Genomic DNA, 17,046 nt, shown 5'->3' on the forward strand with positions numbered 1-17,046 from the left:
ACCGACACGCGCCCGTCGAGGCGGGTCGGGTTCCCGTCCGAGGCGTCGTCCGTCGGGTCGACGGTCGAATCTCTCGCCGCTTGCTCGGATCGGACCCTGAATCCGAGGGCCTCGTAGAACGCCCGCAGATCGGCGTCGAAGCGCGCGGAGACGGTCTCGATCGCGGGATCCGACGCGCCTCGGTCGACCGCGGCCGCGACGAGGGCCGAGCCGATCCCTCGCCCGCGGCGCGCCGGCCTGACCGCGACGGCGTCGACGTGGAGTCGGTCCGGGTCGGGTCGCACGGCGACCAGCGCGCCGACGACCCCGTCCGTCCGCGTCGACCGCGCGACGATGGCGTCGCCGGCGGCGATCCGATCGTCGACAGTAGCGGCGTCCGTCTCCAGCATCGCGGCGTCGAGGACTCGGAGCACGTCGAGGCGGTCGGCGGGGGTCGCCGGCTCGACGGTCGCGTCCGCGGGCGGTTCGGGGGTATCGGAGGGCCCGCTCACGCGTCGCCCGTCGCGCCGCCCTTGATCAGCCGGAGAACTCGGACCTCCTCGGCGTCGACGACGCGGTCGCCCGGGACCGGCGAGCCGTCGACGAGCGCCGACGCCTCCTGAGGGTGGTAGCCCGCGGCGCGGATCAGGTCGTCGTACGTCGCGTCGGCGGCGAGGCTGTACTCGTCGACCCCCTCGCCGACGACCTCGACGGTCACGTCCATGGGCGCGGTAGCGGGCGGGCGGGCGTCAATCGCACGGTTTCGGCGGGGACGGGAAGGGCGGATCAGTCGCCGTCGCGGTCGTTCCGCTTCCGGAGGAACCACGCGACTGCGGCGACGACCGCGACCGTCGCCAGCGCGCCGGGGCGGGGGACCGCACCGGTCCACGCGTCGACGACGATCAGGGCGCTCGCGGCCGCCGCGACGACGAGGACCGCGGCCGCGTCGCGGGCGAGGACCGCCTCGCGCTCGGGCGGGAGGTCGCCGTCGTAGCCGGCGATCAGGTCCACGGCGCCGCGGCGGCGGATCGCCCACGCGAGGAGGAGACAGAAGCCGGCGACGTGGCCGACGACGACCGTTTCGACGATTGCCATCGATTGGAGGGAGATGTTGTGGCGTGGGGGGAGGGGAGTCGGCGGGGACGATTCGAGCGGCCCGGCGGTCTCAGCCGTCCAGCCGTTCGCGGAGCAGCCCGTTCACCTGGCCGGGGTCGGCGCTGCCGCCGGTCGCCTGCATCACCTGCCCGACGAGGAAGTTGATCGCGCCCTCGTCGCCGTCGTGGTAGTCTGTGACCGCCTCTGGGTTCTCGTCGATCGCGGCGTCGACGGCGGACTCGACCTCGCCCGCGCCGGCTTTCCCCAATCCCTCGCGTTCGATCACGGCGTCGGGGTCGTCGCCGGCGTCGAGCATCTCGCGGAGGACGACCTCCTCGGCGTTCTTGACCGTCACCTCGCCGGCGTCGACGAGCGCGATCAGCCGCGTGAACTCGTCGAGTCGCCCCTCGACGTCGGTTATCCGCAACTCCCGGTAGTTGAGCTCACCGAGGAGGTTGTCTGCGACCCACGTCGCGGCGAGCTCCGGGTCGAACTCGGCGGCGACGTCCTCGAAGAAGTCCGCCACCGCCTTACTCGAGGTCAGCTTCGAGGCCGACTCGCGGTCGAGGCCGTACGCCTCACGGAATCGCTCGCGCCGGGCGTCCGGGAGCTCTGGAATCGCGATCGACTCGCGCCAGTCGGCCACCTCGAGCGCCGGGAGGTCTGCCTCGCGGAAGTACCGGTAGTCCTTTTCTGCCTCCTTCGAGCGCATCGAGACGGTCACGCCACGCCCCTCGTCCCAGTGGCGGGTCTCCTGGTCGATCTCGCGGCCACGCCGGAGCACGTTTCGCTGTCGGGTGACCTCGTACGCGAGCGCCTTCGCTGCGCCCTTGTGACTCGAGATGTTCTTCACCTCGGCGCGGTTCGTCGATTCGAGCACCGACGAGGGCACGGATCCGTCTGCGGCGACCGCGTCGGCGTCGACGAGCGAGACGTTCGCGTCGACACGAAGACTCCCGTCGCGGCTCGGGTCGAAGACGCCGAGATACTCGAGTACCTCCTCTAACTTCGCGAGGAACGCGCGCGTCTCTGCGGGCGAACGGAAGTCCGGCTCCGTGACGATCTCCATGAGCGGGGTCCCCGCCCGGTTGTAGTTCACGAGCGTGTGGGTTGCCGACTCGATCGAGCCGCCGACGTGTTGGAGGCTCCCGGGATCCTCTTCGATGTGTGCGCGAGTGATCCCGATGGTGCGCCGCTCGCCGTCGACGGCGACCTCGAGTTCGCCGTCCGCACAGATCGGGGCGTCGTACTGGGTGAGCTGGAAGTTCTTCGGGAGGTCGGGGTAGTAGTAGTTCTTCCGGTGGAACGTGGTCGTCTCGGGAATGTCCGCGTCGATGGCCTTCCCGACCTTCACCGCGGCCTCGACGGCGGCCTCGTTGAGGACCGGGAGCGCGCCCGGGAGCCCGAGGCAGGTCGGGCAGGTGCGCGTGTTCGGCTCCTCGTCGTCGCCGGGCTCCGTCGAGCAGCCACAGAAGATCTTCGTGTCGGTCTCGAGCTGGACGTGGACCTCCAGCCCGATCACGACTGTCCGGTCCGCCGTCGCGGCCTGCGTACTCATTACCGGCCAGTTGTGAGCGGGCCGCCTAAATCGTGTCGGGACGAGCGCCCCGTCGATCCCCGGTATCGATTCCGAGACTCCGAAAGGAACGATTATCAGGGAACCGGCCGTACGTGATGCGATGACCGAACCGACGGGCCACGGGAACAGCGCCCCGGCCGGTGGGGAGGACCCGCGTCCCGCCCCCGGCCGAGCGCGCGAGACGGCGGGGGACTCCGGGCGGACGAGCGCGACGGGAGTTCGCCGCGGTCGGCCGCCGCGGACCGCCCCAGTCACGGATGTGCGCTGAGAGCGCCCTCCACCTCGGGGAGCCGGTCGACGCCCCGTGGGCGAGGCTGCCCGAGAGCGCACGGGTGCGCGGCGCGGACGAGAGCGAGGTCGGGAGCGGCCGCGCCGGAAGCGACGGAGAGTCGGCGGCTACCGGCGAGACCGCCGTGACGCGGGAGGCGACGCCGACGGCGGTCGTCGTCCGGCTGCGCGACGCCGAGGGGGCGGCAGACCGCCTCGCCGCGGTCCGCGGACGCTACCCGGACGCCCCGGTCCTCGCGTACTCGGCCGACGACGATCCGGACGCAGCGATCGACGCGAGCCGGCTCGGCGTCGAGTACGTCTCCGGACGGCGGCTCGCGGTCGACGACGAGACGCTCGCCGACCGGATCGACGCGCTCGCGGGCGGGCGCGACGACGACGCGGAGACGGAGCGGAGCGGCCCCGGAGCGGAGGGACCGCGCGCCGGCCCCGAGGCGGCGGCCGACGCCGGGGAGCGGGCGTTCCTCGAACCGTTCGTGCGGATCGTCTCGGACCGGTGCGCCGACCTCGACGAGCAGATCGACGCCCTGCTCGACCTCGGCCGAGACTACCTCGACCTGTCGATCGGCTACTCCTCCCGGGTCGACGGCGACCGGATCGAGATCCGGCGGTTCAGGGACTCGACCGGCCTCGTGGAGTCGATGGCGGCGGACGAGCTCGACGACGACGGAACGGTCCCGCTGGAGCTGACGTACTGCCGGCGGACGGTCGGCCGCGGCCCCGACGGATGCCCCGACGACGCGGTCGCCGGCAGCACCGACGGCGGCGTCCTCGCGATCACGGACCCGGAGGCGGCGGGACTGGCCGGCGACCCGGCGTACGAGCGCTCGGGCGTCGGCAGCTACGTCGGCGGGCGGGTGGTCGTCGACGGCGAGGTGTACGGGACGCTCTGTTTCCTCGACGTCGACTCCCGCGACCGCCCGTTCGACGAGTCCGAACGGCTGTTCGTCGAGCTGCTCGCCGAGTGGCTCGGCGGGGCGTTGGAGCGCGAGGTGGCCAGCGAGGAGCGGGCGGCGGCGGTCGACCGGTTCGAGGAGACGCTCGACCGGATCGACGACGGGTTCTTCGCGCTCGACGACGAGTTCCGGTTCACCTACGTCAACGACGCCGCCGCGTCGCTGCTCGACCGCGACGCCGACGCGCTGATCGGCGACGACGTCTGGGCGGAGTTCCCGGCGGCGCTCGGGCAGAAGTACGAGCGCAACTACCGACAGGCGATGGAGACCCAGGAGGTCGTCTCCTTCGAGGACCGGTACGAGCCGCTCGACCTGTGGACCGACGTGACGGCCTACCCCTCGCCGAACGGGCTCTCCGTGTTCTTCGCCGATGTCTCCGAGCGGAAACGCCGCGAGCAGACCCTCGAACGACTGCTCGGGACCGTCGAGCGCATCCAGCGCGAGGGCGGCGCGGATGGGGTCGCCGAGCGGCTCGTCGAGGCCGCGGACCAGGTCCTCGGCTACCAGATAAGCGGCGTGCGCCTGTTCGACGAGGGCACGGGGCGGCTCCGCCTCGCCGCCACGAGCGAGGGGATCGGCGACGCGTTCGCCGCCAGCCGGGACCCGCGACCGCCGAGCGAGGGGATCACCGGCGACGTCTTCCGGCGGGGCGAGCGGTGGGTGTGCGACGACCTCGCGACCGACGAGCGGCTCGCGTCGATCGGCGGCGAGCCGGGCGACGACCGGACGGAGTATCACGGGATGCGCTCGTTCGTCGCCGTCCCGCTCGCGGACCACGGCGTGTTCATCGTCGGCTCCGAGGAGCCGGACGCCTTCGACGAGAGCGACGTCAGCGTGCTCGAGCTGCTGGCGACGAACGCCGTCGCGACGATGGACGCCAACGACCGTCGCCAGCGGCTCCGGACCTACGAGGACGCGCTGAAGAACGTCGACGACATGGTGTGCGTCCTCGACGACGACGGCGCCGTCACCTACGCGACCGGACCGTTCGCGGAGTGGATCGGCGACGCCGACGCCGAGACGGTCGTCGGCCGGCGGCTCGACGCGCTCGTCGCCCCGGACGACGCGGAGCGCGTGGCGGACGCGGTCGAGGCGCTCACCGGCGCGGCGACCGAGGGCGCGGCCGGCCGAGAGACCGCGAGGACGGTCGAGCTGATCGTCGAGCGCGACGGGGATCGTCGACCGCGGTACGGGCAGCTGCGCCTGTCGACGCTGTCCGACCGCGAGGGCGGCGTCGTCGGGTCGCTGTCCGACGTCACCGCGCTCCGCCGGACCCGGACCGAGCTGTCGGCCGAGCGCGACCGTTTCCGGCGGCTGTTCGACCGGATCCCGGACCCGGTGATGGAGGTGATACTCGAGGAAGACGAGACGGTGATCGACGGGGCCAACCCGGCGTTCGAGTCGCAGTTCGGCGCGGACGAGTCGGCGCTCCGCGGCCGGACGATCGAGGCGTTGGACATCGACGACGACCGCCTGGGCGACCGGCGGGAGGGCGGGTCCGTCGAGGGGGTCGACCTCGACGCGCTGGTCCGCGAACAGGGGTTCACCACGGAGGAGGTCAGGCGACGGACCGCCGACGGCCCGCGGGAGTTCCTCTTCCGCGGGTTCAGCTACGAGAGCGAGGGGGTGCGCCGGGCGTTCGGCATCTACACCGACATCACCGATCGGAAGCGCCGGGAACGGTACGTCCGGATCGTCAACCGGATCCTCAGGCACAACCTCCGCAACGAGCTGAACGTCGTGTTCGGCTTCGCCAGCGAGATCGCCGACCTGACCGACGACGACCGGATCCGCGACTACGCGCGGCGGATCGAGGCGACCGGCAAGCGGCTGAGCGGCGTCGCCGAGGGGGCCACCACGCTGCGGCGGGTCGTCGAGGAGGGGTACGCGACCGACCCCGTCCCGGTCGACGTGGCGGCGGTCGTCGAGGAGGTCGTCGCGGGGTACGCCGCCGACCGGCCGAGCGCGCGGATCACCGCCGACGTGCCGGCGGGCATCGCGGTGCGCGGCGACGACCGCCTCGCGATCGCGGTCGACCACCTCGTGGAGAACGCGGTCGAACACGGCGGCGACGCGCCGCGCGTCGCGGTGACCGCCGAGCGCGACCCGGACGGCGGGGTGGTGCGGGTGAGCGTCGCCGACGACGGCCCGGGGATCCCGACCGCGGTGCGGGAGGTCATCGCCGAGGACCGCGAGGTGACGCAGCTGCGACACAACACCGGCGTCGGGCTGTGGATCGCCGCCTGGGTGGTCGAGGCGTACGGCGGCGAGATCCGGTTCGGCCCCGGGATCGACGGCGAGGGCGCGACCGTGACGCTCGTGCTGCCGGCGGCGGAATGAGCGGGGCCGGGAGCGCGGCGGGCCGCCTGCGCGTTCCGACCCGTTTATTGTCGGTGACGGCCCTTCTCGGCGTATGACCGACGACGACCGACGACGCGAGCTGATCGCGGCGCTCACCGCCGCGGACGCCGTCCGGTTCGGCGAGTTCGAGCTGTCCCACGGCGGCACGAGCGACTACTACGTCGACAAGTACCTCTTCGAGACCGACCCCGACGCGCTGACGCTCGTGGCCGAGGCGTTCGCCGACCGCCTCGCCGACGCGGACGCGAAGCTCGCCGGCGTCGCGCTGGGTGCGGTCCCGCTGGTGGCCGTGACGGCCGCCGAGCTCGGCCGCCCGTACGTCATCGCGCGCAAGCAGGCGAAGGAGTACGGCACGGGCAACCGGATCGAGGGGCGGCTCGACGACGGCGAGGAGGTCGTCGTGATCGAGGACATCGCCACGACCGGGCAGTCCGCGGTCGACGCGGTCGAGGCGCTCCGCGACGCGGGCGCGGCGGTGGACCGCGTGCTGGTCGTCGTCGACCGCGAGGAGGGGGCCGCGGAGCTGCTGGCGGAGCACGACGTCGAGCTGGAGTCGCTGCTCACGGCGACGGAGCTGCTGGCCGAGCGGGAAGAGGAGTAGGCGGGAGGAGCGGGAGCACGGAAGAGCGCCGAAAACGGCCGCCTCGGCGGCGGCTACGCCTCGGACGGCTCCACCGTCGGCACGGCGACGCGGTCGAGCACGTCGCGGATCACGTCGCGCTCGTCGACGTCGTTGACGGCCGCGTCCGGCGTCAACACGAGCCGGTGGGCGAGCGTCGGCTCCGCGACGCGCTTCACGTCGTCGGGCGTGACGAACTCGCGGCCGGCGACGACCGCGGCCGCCCGGGCCGTCTCGAAGAGGCGCTGCGTGCCGCGGGGGGAGACGCCGGCCTCGACGCGGCGGTCCTCGCGGGTCGCCCGCGCGAGCGCCGCCGCGTAGCGCAGTAAATCGTCCTCGACACGGACGGACTCCGGGACCTCCCGCAGCGCCGCCACGGAGTCGGGGTCGAGGACGCGGTCGACCGTCGGCGACTGCTCGACGCGGCCGGCGCGGCGCCGGAGCAGCTCCAGCTCGCCGTCCTCGTCCGGGTAGCCGATCGAGGTCTTGATCGTGAACCGGTCGAGCTGGGCCTCCGGCAGCGGGAACGCGCCCTCGCTCTCGACCGGGTTCTGCGTCGCGATCACGTAGAACGGGCTCGGCAGGGCGTGCGTCTCGCCGTCGACGGTCACCTGCCCCTCCTCCATCGCCTCCAGGAGGGCGGCCTGGGTCTTCGGCGGGGCGCGGTTGATCTCGTCGGCGAGCACGACGTTCGCGAAGATCGGACCGGGAGAAAACGAGAAAGAGCCGTCGCGCTCGTCGAACACGTTAGTGCCGGTGACGTCGGCGGGCAGGAGGTCCGGGGTGAACTGGATCCGCGAGAACTCCAGGCCGAGCGCGGTCGCGAACGAGCGCGCCGAGAGGGTCTTTCCGGTGCCGGGCACGTCCTCCAAGAGGACGTGGCCGCGGGCGAGGATGCCGAGCGTGACGCGGTCGAGGAACTCGCGGTCGGCGACGACCGCGCCGCCGACCTCGTCGACGACGCGGGCGCAGGCGTCGGCCGCTTCGGGGACGTCCATACCCACCGCACGGGAGCCGGGCCGAAAAGCGTTGTCGGCGGGAGGGCGGAGTACCCGAGGAGGAATCGCGGTGCCGCGCCGCGACGGCGATCGAAACGCATAACAGCGGAACCGGCCAACGTCGGAGTGAGCCGAGGTAGCCTAGCCTGGCCAAGGCGGTAGATTCGAAATCTACTGTCCATTCGGACACCGGAGTTCAAATCTCCGCCTCGGCGCTCCTCTCAATTTCGCCCGACGAGCGACGGCGCCGTCCGCTTCTCCGCTGACGCCTACCCGATCAGCGCCGCCGCGAGGAACATCCCGGACGCGGCCGCCGGCGGGATGGTGAGGTTGTCGTCGACGGCGACGCCGCGGATCAGCGGGGGGAGCCCGTCCGCGACCGCCGCGGGTATCGCCCCGGCGAGCGCGACGATCACGCCCGGGTCGGGGCCGAACTCGGGGATGGCGTACGGGACGGCGATCCCGAAGCAGACGAACACCATCGCCGCCACCACCGAGAGGCGCTTCGGCTCCGTCGCCCCGTTGTCGCCGAGCCCGCCGCTTATCGGGTCGCCGACGGAGAGCATCCACATCGCGGGCACGGCGAAGACGGGCGCGAAGGTGAGCGCGGTCGCGGCCATCCCGACCTGATACAGCGCGTACCCCGCGATCCCGTCGGCCTCGTAGTCCCGGACGAGCGCGTCGTACAGCGGGGCGAGCGGGCCGACCGAATCGGTGAGCCGCAGCGCCTCGAGGGCGGCCGCGATCGCGACGCTCAGGATGAGCAGCCGGCCGGTCGTCCGCCACGAGATCCACCCCAACAGGTACGGGACCGGGTAGAGGGTGCCGCTGGCGTGGACCAGCCGGCGCTCGAACTCCACGCGCTCGCGCCACGCCGCCGCCGGGAGGGTCACCCCTCAGTTCCCCGCCGTCTCGACGTCGGTGTCGACCGCGTCGTACCGGTCGGCGACGGACGCGAACGGCTCGCCCTCGCGGAGCGCGGTCAGCTCGTCGGCGAGGGCCGCGACCGGGATCCGGACCTGCGCCGCGGAGTCGCGCTCGCGGAGCGTGACGGTGTCGGGCCCGTCGCCCTCGATCCCGTCGCGGTCGACCGTGACGCAGAAGGGGGTGCCGACCTCGTCCTGGCGCCGGTAGCGGCGGCCGATCGAGCCGGAGTCGTCGTACGCGACCGCGAGGCCGGCGGCCCGCAGGTCGGCGGCGACCTCGTCGGCGAGCGCGGTGAGGCGGTCGTCGTTGGTGACGAGCGGGAAGACGGCGGCGTCCTGCGGCGCGACCTCGGGTTCGAGCGAGAGGTACGTCCGCGACTCACCGTCGACCTCGTCCTCGCTGTACGCGTGCGCGAGCAGCGTCTGGACCGTGCGGCCGACGCCGAACGACGGCTCGACGACGTGGGGCGTGATGTGTTCGCCGCTCTCGGTCACCTCCTCTACCGAGAAGTTCGCGACGTCGGCGTCGACCTCGCGCGTCTCCCCGTCCACGTCGACCGCGACCGTCTCGCCGTCGAAGGCGTCCGGGTCGCGCTCGGCGAGGGTTTCGAGCGCCTCGGCGACCGCGGCGGCGTCGCCGCCGAACTCCGGCCCCAGCACGGACATGTCGGGGTCGACGGTCGCGCGTTCGACCGTCTTCGGCTCGTCGTAGCGCTTGAACACCGTGAACGCGTCGTCACCGTACTCGTCGTGCTTCGAGAGGTCGTAGTCCCCGCGGTACGCGAAGCCGGCGATCTCGATCCAGTCGCCGTCGACCTCGCTCTCGGCGTCCCAGCAGTCGGCCGCGTAGTGGGCGCGCTCGCCGGCGAGGTGCTGGCGGAAGCGAAAGCGGTCGAGGTCGACGCCGACGCGCTCGTACCACTCCCGGGCGACGCCGAGGTAGTAGCCGACCCACGGGGAGCCGATCACGCCCTCGTCGACCGCCTCGCCGACCGTCGTGTCGAGGTAGTCGCCGTCGTCGGCCTCCTGCTCCGTCGCGGGGTAGAGGCGCACCTCGACGTCGCGGACGCGGTCGAGCGGCGGCTCGTCCTCCTCGGGGTCGATGAACTGCTCCAACTCGGCCTGCGTGAACTCGCGGAGCCGGAGGAGGCCGCCGCGGGGCGAGATCTCGTTGCGGTAGGCCGGGCCGATCTGGGTGATCCCGAACGGGAGGTTCCCGCGGGCGTACTCCTTCAGCCGCGGGAACTCCACGAAGATCCCCTGGGCGGTCTCCGGGCGGAGGTAGCCCGGCTGGGCGTCGCCGGGGCCGATGTCGGTCGCGAACATGAGGTTGAACGCCTCGACCGGCTGGCCGGCGAGCTCGGTGCCGCAGGCGGGGCAGGCGATCCCGTTGTCGGCGATGAGCTCGGCGACCTCCTCGCCGGGCAGCGCCTCGGCGTCCTCGACGTCCGTGGCGTCCTCGACGAGGTGGTCGGCGCGGTGGGACTCGCCGCACTCGGGGCACTCGACGAGCATGTCGTCGAACCCCTCCAGGTGGCCGGACGCCTCGAAGACCGCCTCCGGCATCACCGTCGGCGCCTCGATCTCGCGGTTCCCCTCGCGGATCGTGAACCGGTCGCGCCACGCGTCCTCGACGTTGCGCTTCAGGGCGGCGCCCTGCGGCCCGAACGTGTAGAAGCCGGCCGTGCCGCCGTACGCGCCGTTCGACCCGAAGAAGAAGCCGCGGCGCTTCGCGAGCTCGGCGAGCGCGTCCGCCGCCATCTACAGCCCCTCCAGCAGGTCCACGTCGCGGACGATCCCGTCGAGTTCCGTGCCGGAGACGAGCGGGACCTGCTCGATGTCGTTGCTGATGAGCTCCTGGGCGACCTCCTTGGCCGTCCGCGTGGCGTTGACGGTGATGAGGTCGTCCGTCATGAAGTGGCGGACGTCCTCCGCCGGGATCTCGACGTTCCGGGTCGGGAGGTAGCGCGCGCCCGTCGCCTTGATCCCCTCCCAGGACCACTCGGAGTCCTCCTCGGCGATCGAGTCGCCGGTGCTCGCCTCGCCCTCGACCACGCGGGCGACCTCCAGGATGTCGACCTCGGTGAGCATCCCCGTGACGGCGGCGTCGCCGTCGAGGACGACCGCGTACGGGACCCCCGAGAGCGCGATCTCGCGCTCGGCGACCGTGAGCGGCGTCTCGGTGTGCGTCGCGTTGACCTCTCGCGTCGCGAGCTCGCCCACGCGGGTCTCGCCGTCGACCTCGCCGCGGGCGATGGCCCGGACCACGTCCGTGACGGTGAGGATGCCGACGAGCTCGTCGCCGTCGACCACCGGGAGGCGGCGCGACCCCTCGGCGGCCATCGTCCGGGCGGCGTCGACGAGGTCGTCGGCGGCCCCCGCGGTGGGGACCTCGCGCATCAGCAGCGCGAGCTGGTCCTCGTCCGGCTGGTCGATCAGGTCGTCGCGCGTGACGAGGCCGCGGTACACCTCGTCGCCGTCGACGTCTTTCACGACCGGCACCGACGAGAAGCCGTGGTCTTGGATGTACTCCAGCACGTCGTTCCGGCTCCCGGGGATCTCGACGACGACGAGCTCCGACCGGGGCGTCATGGCGTCTGCGACGTTCATGCCCGTCATTCAGCGTGACACCTCTTGTATACTGCGAAGGTGTGCGGAGACGTGTGCCAGGAGGCGGCGGGGACGCGCCAGGAGCGAGGACGCGTCGGGACCCGGAGCGCGTCGAAGCCGTTGGCGCACCGGAACCGGGAGCGTTGACCGGCCGTATCGCTCCGCTGGCCGGTTCGAAAGCCGACACGTTTCGCCGGATCGTCGTTCGAAGGGCGGTTCGACGGGCGATTCGTCGGTCGCGTGTCGCGGAAATCTCCGATTCGACGGCCAGTCGCGGGCCGGTTCGCAACTCTTATACGTACTGTGAACTATTCACAACCATGTCACGGAGTTCCACTCCTTGGGACGACCCGGACCCCGACCGCCGTCGGACGGCGCTGCCGACGGACCCGGCGCTCGACGCCGCCGACGCGCCGGACGTGATGGCGTCCATCGACTCCTCGTCGTCGCGACCGGAGCTCGTCATCGCGGACGTCTCGCGGGAGGACGCGTGGGTCTCGGTCGACGAGACCGACGCGACCGTCCTCGAGGAGTGGTGCTGAGCCGCCGCGAACCCGACGACCCCGACCGGTCTTTTCCCGCCGGTAGCGCCCTCGCGTAGCCGCGCCGCTAACGCCCGACGTCGCCGTTCCGCCACGGAGCGTCGCGACGGACCGCGCTCACCGCAGCCCGCGCTCCGCCTCCCAACCGCGGATCAGCGCGCCGATCGTCCGGCACGTCGGGACCGACACGCCGCGGCGCTCGGCCCGGTCGACGACCGCGCCGTAGATGGCGTCGACCTCGGTGCGGCGGTCGTTCGCGACGTCCTCGTACATGGACGACCGGTTCGCCGCGGTGTCGGCGGCGACGCGCTCGACGGCCGCGACCGCCCGGTCGTCGGATAAGCCGACCCCGACGGTCCGGGCGACGCGAGCGACCTCGCGGGCGGCCTCGCGGGCGACCTCGGCCGCGGGACCGTCGAGGGTCGGGCCGTTCTCGGTCCGCGCGAGCGCCGAGGGGCCGTTGATCCCGGCGTTGACCGCGAGCTTCTCGAAGCGGCGCGTCGGCATGTCCTCGGCCACGACCGTCTCGACGCCCGCCGCGTCGAAGGCGGCTCCGACCCGCGCGGCCTCGGGCCCGACGCCGCCGGAGAGCGGGCCGACGACCACCTCGCCGACGCCGGTACAGGTGACCCGCCCCGGCTCCGCGAACCGGGCCCCGTAGCTCGCGGTGCCCGCGAGGACCGTGGCGTCGAGCGCGGCGACCAGCCGCTCCTCCGTGAGCCCGTTCTGAAGCGAGCAGACCGCCTCGTACTCGCCGGTCGCGAGCGCCCGCGCCGCCGCGTCGGTGTCGTACGCCTTGGTCGTGACGAGCGCGAGGTCCGCGACGCGGTGCGTTCCGTCGGTGAGCGCCCGGGGGGAGACGCGGACGTCCAGCTCGCCGTCGATCCGCAGCCCGTCCTCGCGGATGCGCCGCATGTGCCGGTCGCGACCGACGAGCGTCACGTCGTGTTCGCGCGCCAACAGCCCGCCCACGAGGCTTCCGAGCGCGCCCGCGCCGTAGACGAGCACCTCCATACGCAGTCGGAAGGGCGCCGGCAGAATAGTGGTAACGGTGAGTCCGGGTCGCCGCCGGCCAACCGGCCGCGCCGCGCGCCCCGCCTCAGCCCTTCAGGCCGCTCCCGGTGAGCGGGACGACGACGTCCTCGTCGGGGGCGATCTCGCCTCGGTCGCGCAGCGTTCGGAGCGCGGCGGGCGCGACCGCGCAGGTCGGTTCCGTGTAGAAGCCGGCCGCGTGGAGTCGGTCGAGTTCGCGCGTCGCGGCCGCCTCCGTGACCGCGAGCGCGTCGCCGCCGGTCGCGTCGATCGCCTCGCGGATCTCGCGGTCGCGGACCGGTTCGGCGATCTGGATCCCGTCGGCCGCGTCGTTGACCGTCCCGTCCGGACGGGCCGCCTCGGGGCCGTGGAGCGCCTCGACGACCGGCGCGACGCCGGCCGCCTGCGCGCCGTAGAGCCGGGGGACCGCGTCGATCCAGCCGGCGCGTTTCAGCCGGCTGAACCCGCGGTACGCGCCGAGGAAGAGCGTCCCGTGGCCGAGCGGGGTCACGACGGCGTCCGGGGCGTCCCAGCCGCGCTGGAGGGCAATCTCGTAGGCGACGGTGGCGGTCCCCTCGAAGAACGCCGGGTTCCACGCGTGGCTGGCGTACCAGGCGTCGGTCCCCGCGTCCGCTCCGTCCCCGTCGAGCGCCGCGACGCACGCGTCCGTCACGTCCCCCCGACTCCCCTCGATCCGGACCGGGTCGGCGCCGGCGCGGCGGATCGCGCGGATCTTCGACTCCTTGGCGTCCGCGGGGACGTATATCTCGGCCGCCATCCCGGCGCGGGCGGCGTAGGTCGCGATCGCGGCCCCCGCGTTGCCGGAGGAGTCTTCGACGACGCGCTCGACGCCCAGCTCTCGGGCCCGCGTCAGCGTCGCGGTCGCGCCGCGGTCCTTGAACGAGGCGGTCGGGAAGACGTACTCCAGCTTGAACGACGCGTCCCACGGAGGGATCTCGGGTCCCGCGCCATCCGTCGGTTCGCGACCCTCGTCGGCGTCGACGAGCGGCGTCATCCCCTCGCCGAGCGTCACGCGGTCGGACGGGTCGTCGCCGACCGCGAGCAGGTCGTCGAACGCCCACAGTCCGTCGCGCGCGTCGAACGCGTCGGGGTCGGTGGCCGCACCCTCTGGCACCGGCGGGTCGGCGAAGTCGAGGGGCGCGCCGCACCGACAGCGCCAGCGGTCGCGGTACGTCTCGCCGCAACTTGGACACCGGAGCTCGCGGAGCGCGGACTGCTCCGGGTCGCGGCGGTCGGGAGAGCCCATCAGTACGTGTCGACGTTCGTCCCGATCGAGCAGACGTACTCGCCCGCGGCCACCTGCGGGAGCCGGCGCGTCCGCCAGAAGACGCCGTCCGCGTCGGCGGTCACGCGGGCCTCCAGGGAGCCGAAGGTGTCGGTCACCTCGAAGAGGACGTCGCCGGCTGAGACGCGCTCGCCGAGTTCGCGCTCGAAGCGGACCAGGCCGCCGGCGGGCGAGCCGTACTGGTCGAAGCCGCGCGCCCGGGTCTGCGACTCGAGGGCGGCGTCGCCGTCGAGGAACCCGTAGTGGCGGAGCACGTTGAACACGCCCTCGACGCCGTACCGGATCGACTCCTCGTCCCAGCCGACGCAGCCGCCGAGCTCCGGGTCGACGGTCGGGATGCCGTGCTCCGGGCCGGCCCGGGCGAGCTGGCCGTCCGGGCCCTTGATGTCGAGGACGTGTCCGCAGCCGAACGCCTTCGCGAGCTCAAGGCAGTCGCCGTGGAGCCGGTGGCGGACGCCGCAGCGGACGCGGGTCTCGTTTATCATCCGGCTCGTCGACCCCTGGTGGAGGTCGAGGATGTAGTCGGCGCGCTTGGCGACCTGGAACGTCTCGTGGGCGATCCGCTCGCTCGTCGTGCCGTCGGCGTCGCCGGGGTAGCCGCGGTTCATCTTCCGGTCGTCGACCGGGTTCCGGTGTTCGGCGGCCTGGAACGCGAAGTGGTTCACGATGCCGACGACGAGGACCGACCCGGACAGCTCGGTCGGGTCGAGCCGGGGAACGACGCGGTTGACGACGCCCAACCCGTTCAGCTCGTCACCGTCGCTCACCGCCTGTACGTACAGCGTCGGCCCGTCGGCCGCGCCGTTGACGACGGCGACCGGCAACCGGACGGGGCTCCCGTCCCGCATCTCGCCCACCTCGAGACGGCCCGTGTCCGTCTCGCCGGGGGAGGCGCGGGCCGTTCCCAGCGTTATCATTACGAGAAGGTGGGACGGCCGGGACTTTATCGATTCGGTCCGCGGCGATCCGGCCGACACAAGCTTTATCGCCGCTATCGTTCAACGAGTAGTACCCACAACCGCCGCGTCGCCGGTTCCCCACGCTCTCGGCGACCGCGGCGAGTCCCCATGAGCATCGACATCGACCCGCTGCGCGAGGCCGACGGGATCACCGTGACGGACCACATCGAGAACACCCAGTTCGAGGTGTACACCGACCGGGCCGTCGACCCCCGGCCGCGCCCGGAGTCGGCCCACTACTTCCCGGTCGACGCGAGCGTCGCGGTCGAGACCGGCTCGATCGAGATTCCCCGGGTCGCGGTCGTCGAGACGCGGGCCGGCGACGGCGAACTCTTGACCCACGGGGACTGTTACTCGATGCCGGACGGCTCGTACCACGTCGGGATCAACCCGGCGCCGACGAAGCTGTATCTCACATTCGACTCCGGCTTCTCCGTCTCGACGACCGACCGAACGACCCGTATCGACTTGGATACCCCTGCGACCGTCGGGCTCGGCTTCCGGTCGCTCCACCAGACGCCCGCCGGGACGATCACCACCCCGACCGACCCGGAATCGCTGATGAACGCCGTCTCGCTGTTGGGGTCTGCGCTCCAGACGACCAGCCCGGAGCGCTCGTTCCCGACCCTGCGCGGGCACCCGCCGCTGATCGAACCGGGCGAGGAGTTCCGGGTCCCGGAGCGCGTCGAACCCGTGGACAGCGGGGTCCGGATCGTCGTTCCGCCCGAGTACCGCTACCTCTACCCCGTCGTCTCGCTGGCGTACTACTTCGCGGCCGACGTCGTGCCCGGCGATACGCCGCGGATCGAGGGCGATGGGTGGACCTACCCCCTCGAACCCGGGTTCGAGGCGCGGACCGCGCAGGTCCTCAGACAGTCGTTCCACATGGACTGTCTCGTCCGCACCGAGGGGTTCTACCCGGTCGACCTCCACGAGCGGGAGACGACGAACCTCGACCTCGACTGGGGGCGGCTGTACGACCTGCCCCTCGCGAAGCGCCTCGGCGAGTACCTCGACGTGCCCTTCGGAGAGATCGAGCCCGAACTGCCCCAGTGGACGCTGACGACCGACGTGCGTCCCGACCCCGGGAACGTGGAGATGCTCCCGTTCGTCGCCGGCGAGTTGTCGATCGTCAGGTCGCCCGAAACCGTCACGCCGGTGGAGGACGACGGAGGCGTCGGCGTCGGCTTCCTCGGCGGCGCGGACCGGAACCCGTCGTCGGCGACGAGACGGGGAGTCCCGGTCGGCGGCGTCGGCCCTGACGGCGGCGTCCTCGGCGACGACGAGTTCGTTCGCGGCGGCGCGAGCGCGGGGACCGCTCGCGGTGCGGACGCCTCCGCGGACCGCGGCGCCGTCGCGGCCCAGACCGACTTCGTCCGGCCGGAGCCGGTCGACACCGTCGAGCACGCGTGGGTCGGCGACGGCGTCCCGCTCGACGCCAACAAGGCGACGCTCGACGCGTATCACCGCCGGCTCGAAGCCGGACAGGTCGAGCAGTCGCGGATCTCGGTCCTCGTGGTCTGTAACGACGAGCAGATGCGCGAGGAGGGCGACGTCGCAGACCTATACGGACTCCGCGACATGGTCCAGTTCGACATCGAGGTGCGCCACGACCTCACGCGCGCGGAGATGCGCGAGACCCTCGAATCCGACGTGGACTTCCTCCACTACATCGGGCACGTCGACGACCGCGGGATGCAGTGCGCGGACAGCTACCTCGACCTGACTGACGAGGACCTCGATATCGGCGTCAGCGCCTTCCTGCTCAACGCCTGTCAGTCCTACCAGCAGGGCGA

15 protein-coding genes and 1 tRNA gene are annotated in these 17,046 nt (G+C 72.5%); 5 read left to right on the forward strand and 11 right to left on the reverse strand.

Going from position 1 to position 17,046, the window contains the following annotated elements; all coding sequences use genetic code 11:
* From Q0116_RS07335 to gatB, 4 genes are all read right to left on the reverse strand, one after another.
* Nucleotides 1-491, reverse strand: a 491-nt coding sequence (locus Q0116_RS07335; RefSeq protein WP_297886677.1) for a GNAT family N-acetyltransferase, incomplete at its 3' end; no start/stop codon positions are given.
* Nucleotides 488-703, reverse strand: a complete 216-nt coding sequence (locus tag Q0116_RS07340) for a ubiquitin-like small modifier protein 2 (RefSeq protein ID WP_049931388.1) — start codon at nucleotides 701-703, stop codon at nucleotides 488-490. The genes Q0116_RS07340 and Q0116_RS07335, both read right to left, overlap by 4 nt.
* Nucleotides 704-765: 62 nt before the next feature.
* Nucleotides 766-1,074: a hypothetical protein gene (locus tag Q0116_RS07345; protein WP_297886678.1), complete on the reverse strand. Its 309-nt coding sequence runs from the start codon at nucleotides 1,072-1,074 to the stop codon at nucleotides 766-768.
* Nucleotides 1,075-1,144: 70 nt separating this feature from the next.
* Nucleotides 1,145-2,632, reverse strand: a complete 1,488-nt coding sequence (gene gatB / locus Q0116_RS07350) for an Asp-tRNA(Asn)/Glu-tRNA(Gln) amidotransferase subunit GatB (protein ID WP_297886679.1) — start codon at nucleotides 2,630-2,632, stop codon at nucleotides 1,145-1,147.
* A 278-nt stretch (nucleotides 2,633-2,910) separates the two neighbouring features.
* On the opposite strand from gatB, the gene Q0116_RS07355 reads away from it, so the two are divergent.
* Nucleotides 2,911-6,237 carry a PAS domain-containing protein gene (locus Q0116_RS07355; protein ID WP_297886680.1) on the forward strand — a complete coding sequence of 1,109 codons (3,327 nt, stop codon included), beginning with the start codon at nucleotides 2,911-2,913 and terminating at the stop codon, nucleotides 6,235-6,237.
* A 73-nt stretch (nucleotides 6,238-6,310) separates the two neighbouring features.
* Entirely contained in the window at nucleotides 6,311-6,859 is a 549-nt protein-coding gene (gene pyrE, locus Q0116_RS07360; RefSeq protein ID WP_297886681.1) for an orotate phosphoribosyltransferase, read from the forward strand.
* A gap of 53 nt (nucleotides 6,860-6,912) precedes the next feature.
* Here pyrE and Q0116_RS07365 read toward each other — a convergent pair whose 3' ends face one another.
* Entirely contained in the window at nucleotides 6,913-7,875 is a 963-nt protein-coding gene (locus Q0116_RS07365) for a MoxR family ATPase (protein WP_297886682.1), read from the reverse strand.
* Between the two features lie 130 nt (nucleotides 7,876-8,005).
* Between Q0116_RS07365 and Q0116_RS07370 the strand changes: the two genes are divergently transcribed.
* Nucleotides 8,006-8,090 (forward strand) — tRNA-Ser (locus Q0116_RS07370).
* Nucleotides 8,091-8,144: 54 nt separating this feature from the next.
* On the opposite strand, the gene Q0116_RS07375 is transcribed toward Q0116_RS07370, so the two are convergent.
* Genes Q0116_RS07375 through Q0116_RS07385 form a run of 3 tightly spaced genes read right to left on the reverse strand, consistent with a single transcriptional unit; the run spans nucleotide 8,145 to nucleotide 11,411 of the window.
* Nucleotides 8,145-8,768 carry a dolichol kinase gene (locus tag Q0116_RS07375; RefSeq protein ID WP_297886683.1) on the reverse strand — a complete coding sequence of 208 codons (624 nt, stop codon included), beginning with the start codon at nucleotides 8,766-8,768 and terminating at the stop codon, nucleotides 8,145-8,147.
* A 3-nt stretch (nucleotides 8,769-8,771) separates the two neighbouring features.
* The gene (glyS, locus tag Q0116_RS07380) at nucleotides 8,772-10,562 is read right to left on the reverse strand and encodes a glycine--tRNA ligase (RefSeq protein WP_297886684.1); all 1,791 of its coding nucleotides are present in this window, start codon (nucleotides 10,560-10,562) and stop codon (nucleotides 8,772-8,774) included.
* Nucleotides 10,563-11,411 carry a CBS domain-containing protein gene (locus Q0116_RS07385; protein WP_297886685.1) on the reverse strand — a complete coding sequence of 283 codons (849 nt, stop codon included), beginning with the start codon at nucleotides 11,409-11,411 and terminating at the stop codon, nucleotides 10,563-10,565.
* A 320-nt stretch (nucleotides 11,412-11,731) separates the two neighbouring features.
* Between Q0116_RS07385 and Q0116_RS07390 the strand changes: the two genes are divergently transcribed.
* Nucleotides 11,732-11,953 carry a hypothetical protein gene (locus Q0116_RS07390; protein WP_017342269.1) on the forward strand — a complete coding sequence of 74 codons (222 nt, stop codon included), beginning with the start codon at nucleotides 11,732-11,734 and terminating at the stop codon, nucleotides 11,951-11,953.
* Between the two features lie 117 nt (nucleotides 11,954-12,070).
* Here Q0116_RS07390 and Q0116_RS07395 read toward each other — a convergent pair whose 3' ends face one another.
* The 3 genes from Q0116_RS07395 to Q0116_RS07405 all read right to left on the reverse strand — a co-directional run bounded on the left by Q0116_RS07395 (nucleotide 12,071) and on the right by Q0116_RS07405 (nucleotide 15,208).
* The gene (locus Q0116_RS07395) at nucleotides 12,071-12,967 is read right to left on the reverse strand and encodes a ketopantoate reductase family protein (protein WP_297886686.1); all 897 of its coding nucleotides are present in this window, start codon (nucleotides 12,965-12,967) and stop codon (nucleotides 12,071-12,073) included.
* Nucleotides 12,968-13,052: 85 nt separating this feature from the next.
* Complete coding sequence (locus tag Q0116_RS07400) at nucleotides 13,053-14,252, reverse strand: pyridoxal-phosphate dependent enzyme (protein WP_297886687.1); 1,200 nt, start codon at nucleotides 14,250-14,252, stop codon at nucleotides 13,053-13,055.
* A complete protein-coding gene (locus Q0116_RS07405; protein ID WP_297886688.1) occupies nucleotides 14,252-15,208 on the reverse strand; it encodes a succinylglutamate desuccinylase/aspartoacylase family protein in 957 nt (318 codons plus the stop codon). The genes Q0116_RS07400 and Q0116_RS07405 overlap by 1 nt, the downstream gene beginning before the upstream one ends.
* 150 nt (nucleotides 15,209-15,358) lie before the next feature.
* Here Q0116_RS07405 and Q0116_RS07410 point away from each other — a divergent pair.
* Nucleotides 15,359-17,046 (forward strand): caspase family protein (locus Q0116_RS07410; protein WP_297886689.1); only part of this gene is annotated, 1,688 nt, incomplete at its 3' end.

It is taken from the genome of uncultured Halorubrum sp., from assembly GCF_937146585.1.
In the GTDB taxonomy this organism is placed as follows: Archaea; Halobacteriota; Halobacteria; order Halobacteriales; family Haloferacaceae; genus Halorubrum; species Halorubrum miltondacostae.

Bases quoted from the DNA above. Each gene is read 5' to 3' on its own strand.
- Q0116_RS07340 (WP_049931388.1), bottom strand. From the start codon at position 703: ATGGACGTGACCGTCGAGGTCGTCGGCGAGGGGGTCGACGAGTACAGC.
- Q0116_RS07345 (WP_297886678.1), bottom strand. From the start codon at position 1,074: ATGGCAATCGTCGAAACGGTCGTCGTCGGCCACGTCGCCGGCTTCTGT.
- gatB (WP_297886679.1), bottom strand. From the start codon at position 2,632: ATGAGTACGCAGGCCGCGACGGCGGACCGGACAGTCGTGATCGGGCTG.
- Q0116_RS07355 (WP_297886680.1), top strand. From the start codon at position 2,911: ATGTGCGCTGAGAGCGCCCTCCACCTCGGGGAGCCGGTCGACGCCCCG.
- pyrE (WP_297886681.1), top strand. From the start codon at position 6,311: ATGACCGACGACGACCGACGACGCGAGCTGATCGCGGCGCTCACCGCC.
- Q0116_RS07365 (WP_297886682.1), bottom strand. From the start codon at position 7,875: ATGGACGTCCCCGAAGCGGCCGACGCCTGCGCCCGCGTCGTCGACGAG.
- glyS (WP_297886684.1), bottom strand. From the start codon at position 10,562: ATGGCGGCGGACGCGCTCGCCGAGCTCGCGAAGCGCCGCGGCTTCTTC.
- Q0116_RS07385 (WP_297886685.1), bottom strand. From the start codon at position 11,411: ATGAACGTCGCAGACGCCATGACGCCCCGGTCGGAGCTCGTCGTCGTC.
- Q0116_RS07390 (WP_017342269.1), top strand. From the start codon at position 11,732: ATGTCACGGAGTTCCACTCCTTGGGACGACCCGGACCCCGACCGCCGT.
- Q0116_RS07395 (WP_297886686.1), bottom strand. From the start codon at position 12,967: ATGGAGGTGCTCGTCTACGGCGCGGGCGCGCTCGGAAGCCTCGTGGGC.
- Q0116_RS07400 (WP_297886687.1), bottom strand. From the start codon at position 14,252: ATGGGCTCTCCCGACCGCCGCGACCCGGAGCAGTCCGCGCTCCGCGAG.
- Q0116_RS07405 (WP_297886688.1), bottom strand. From the start codon at position 15,208: ATGATAACGCTGGGAACGGCCCGCGCCTCCCCCGGCGAGACGGACACG.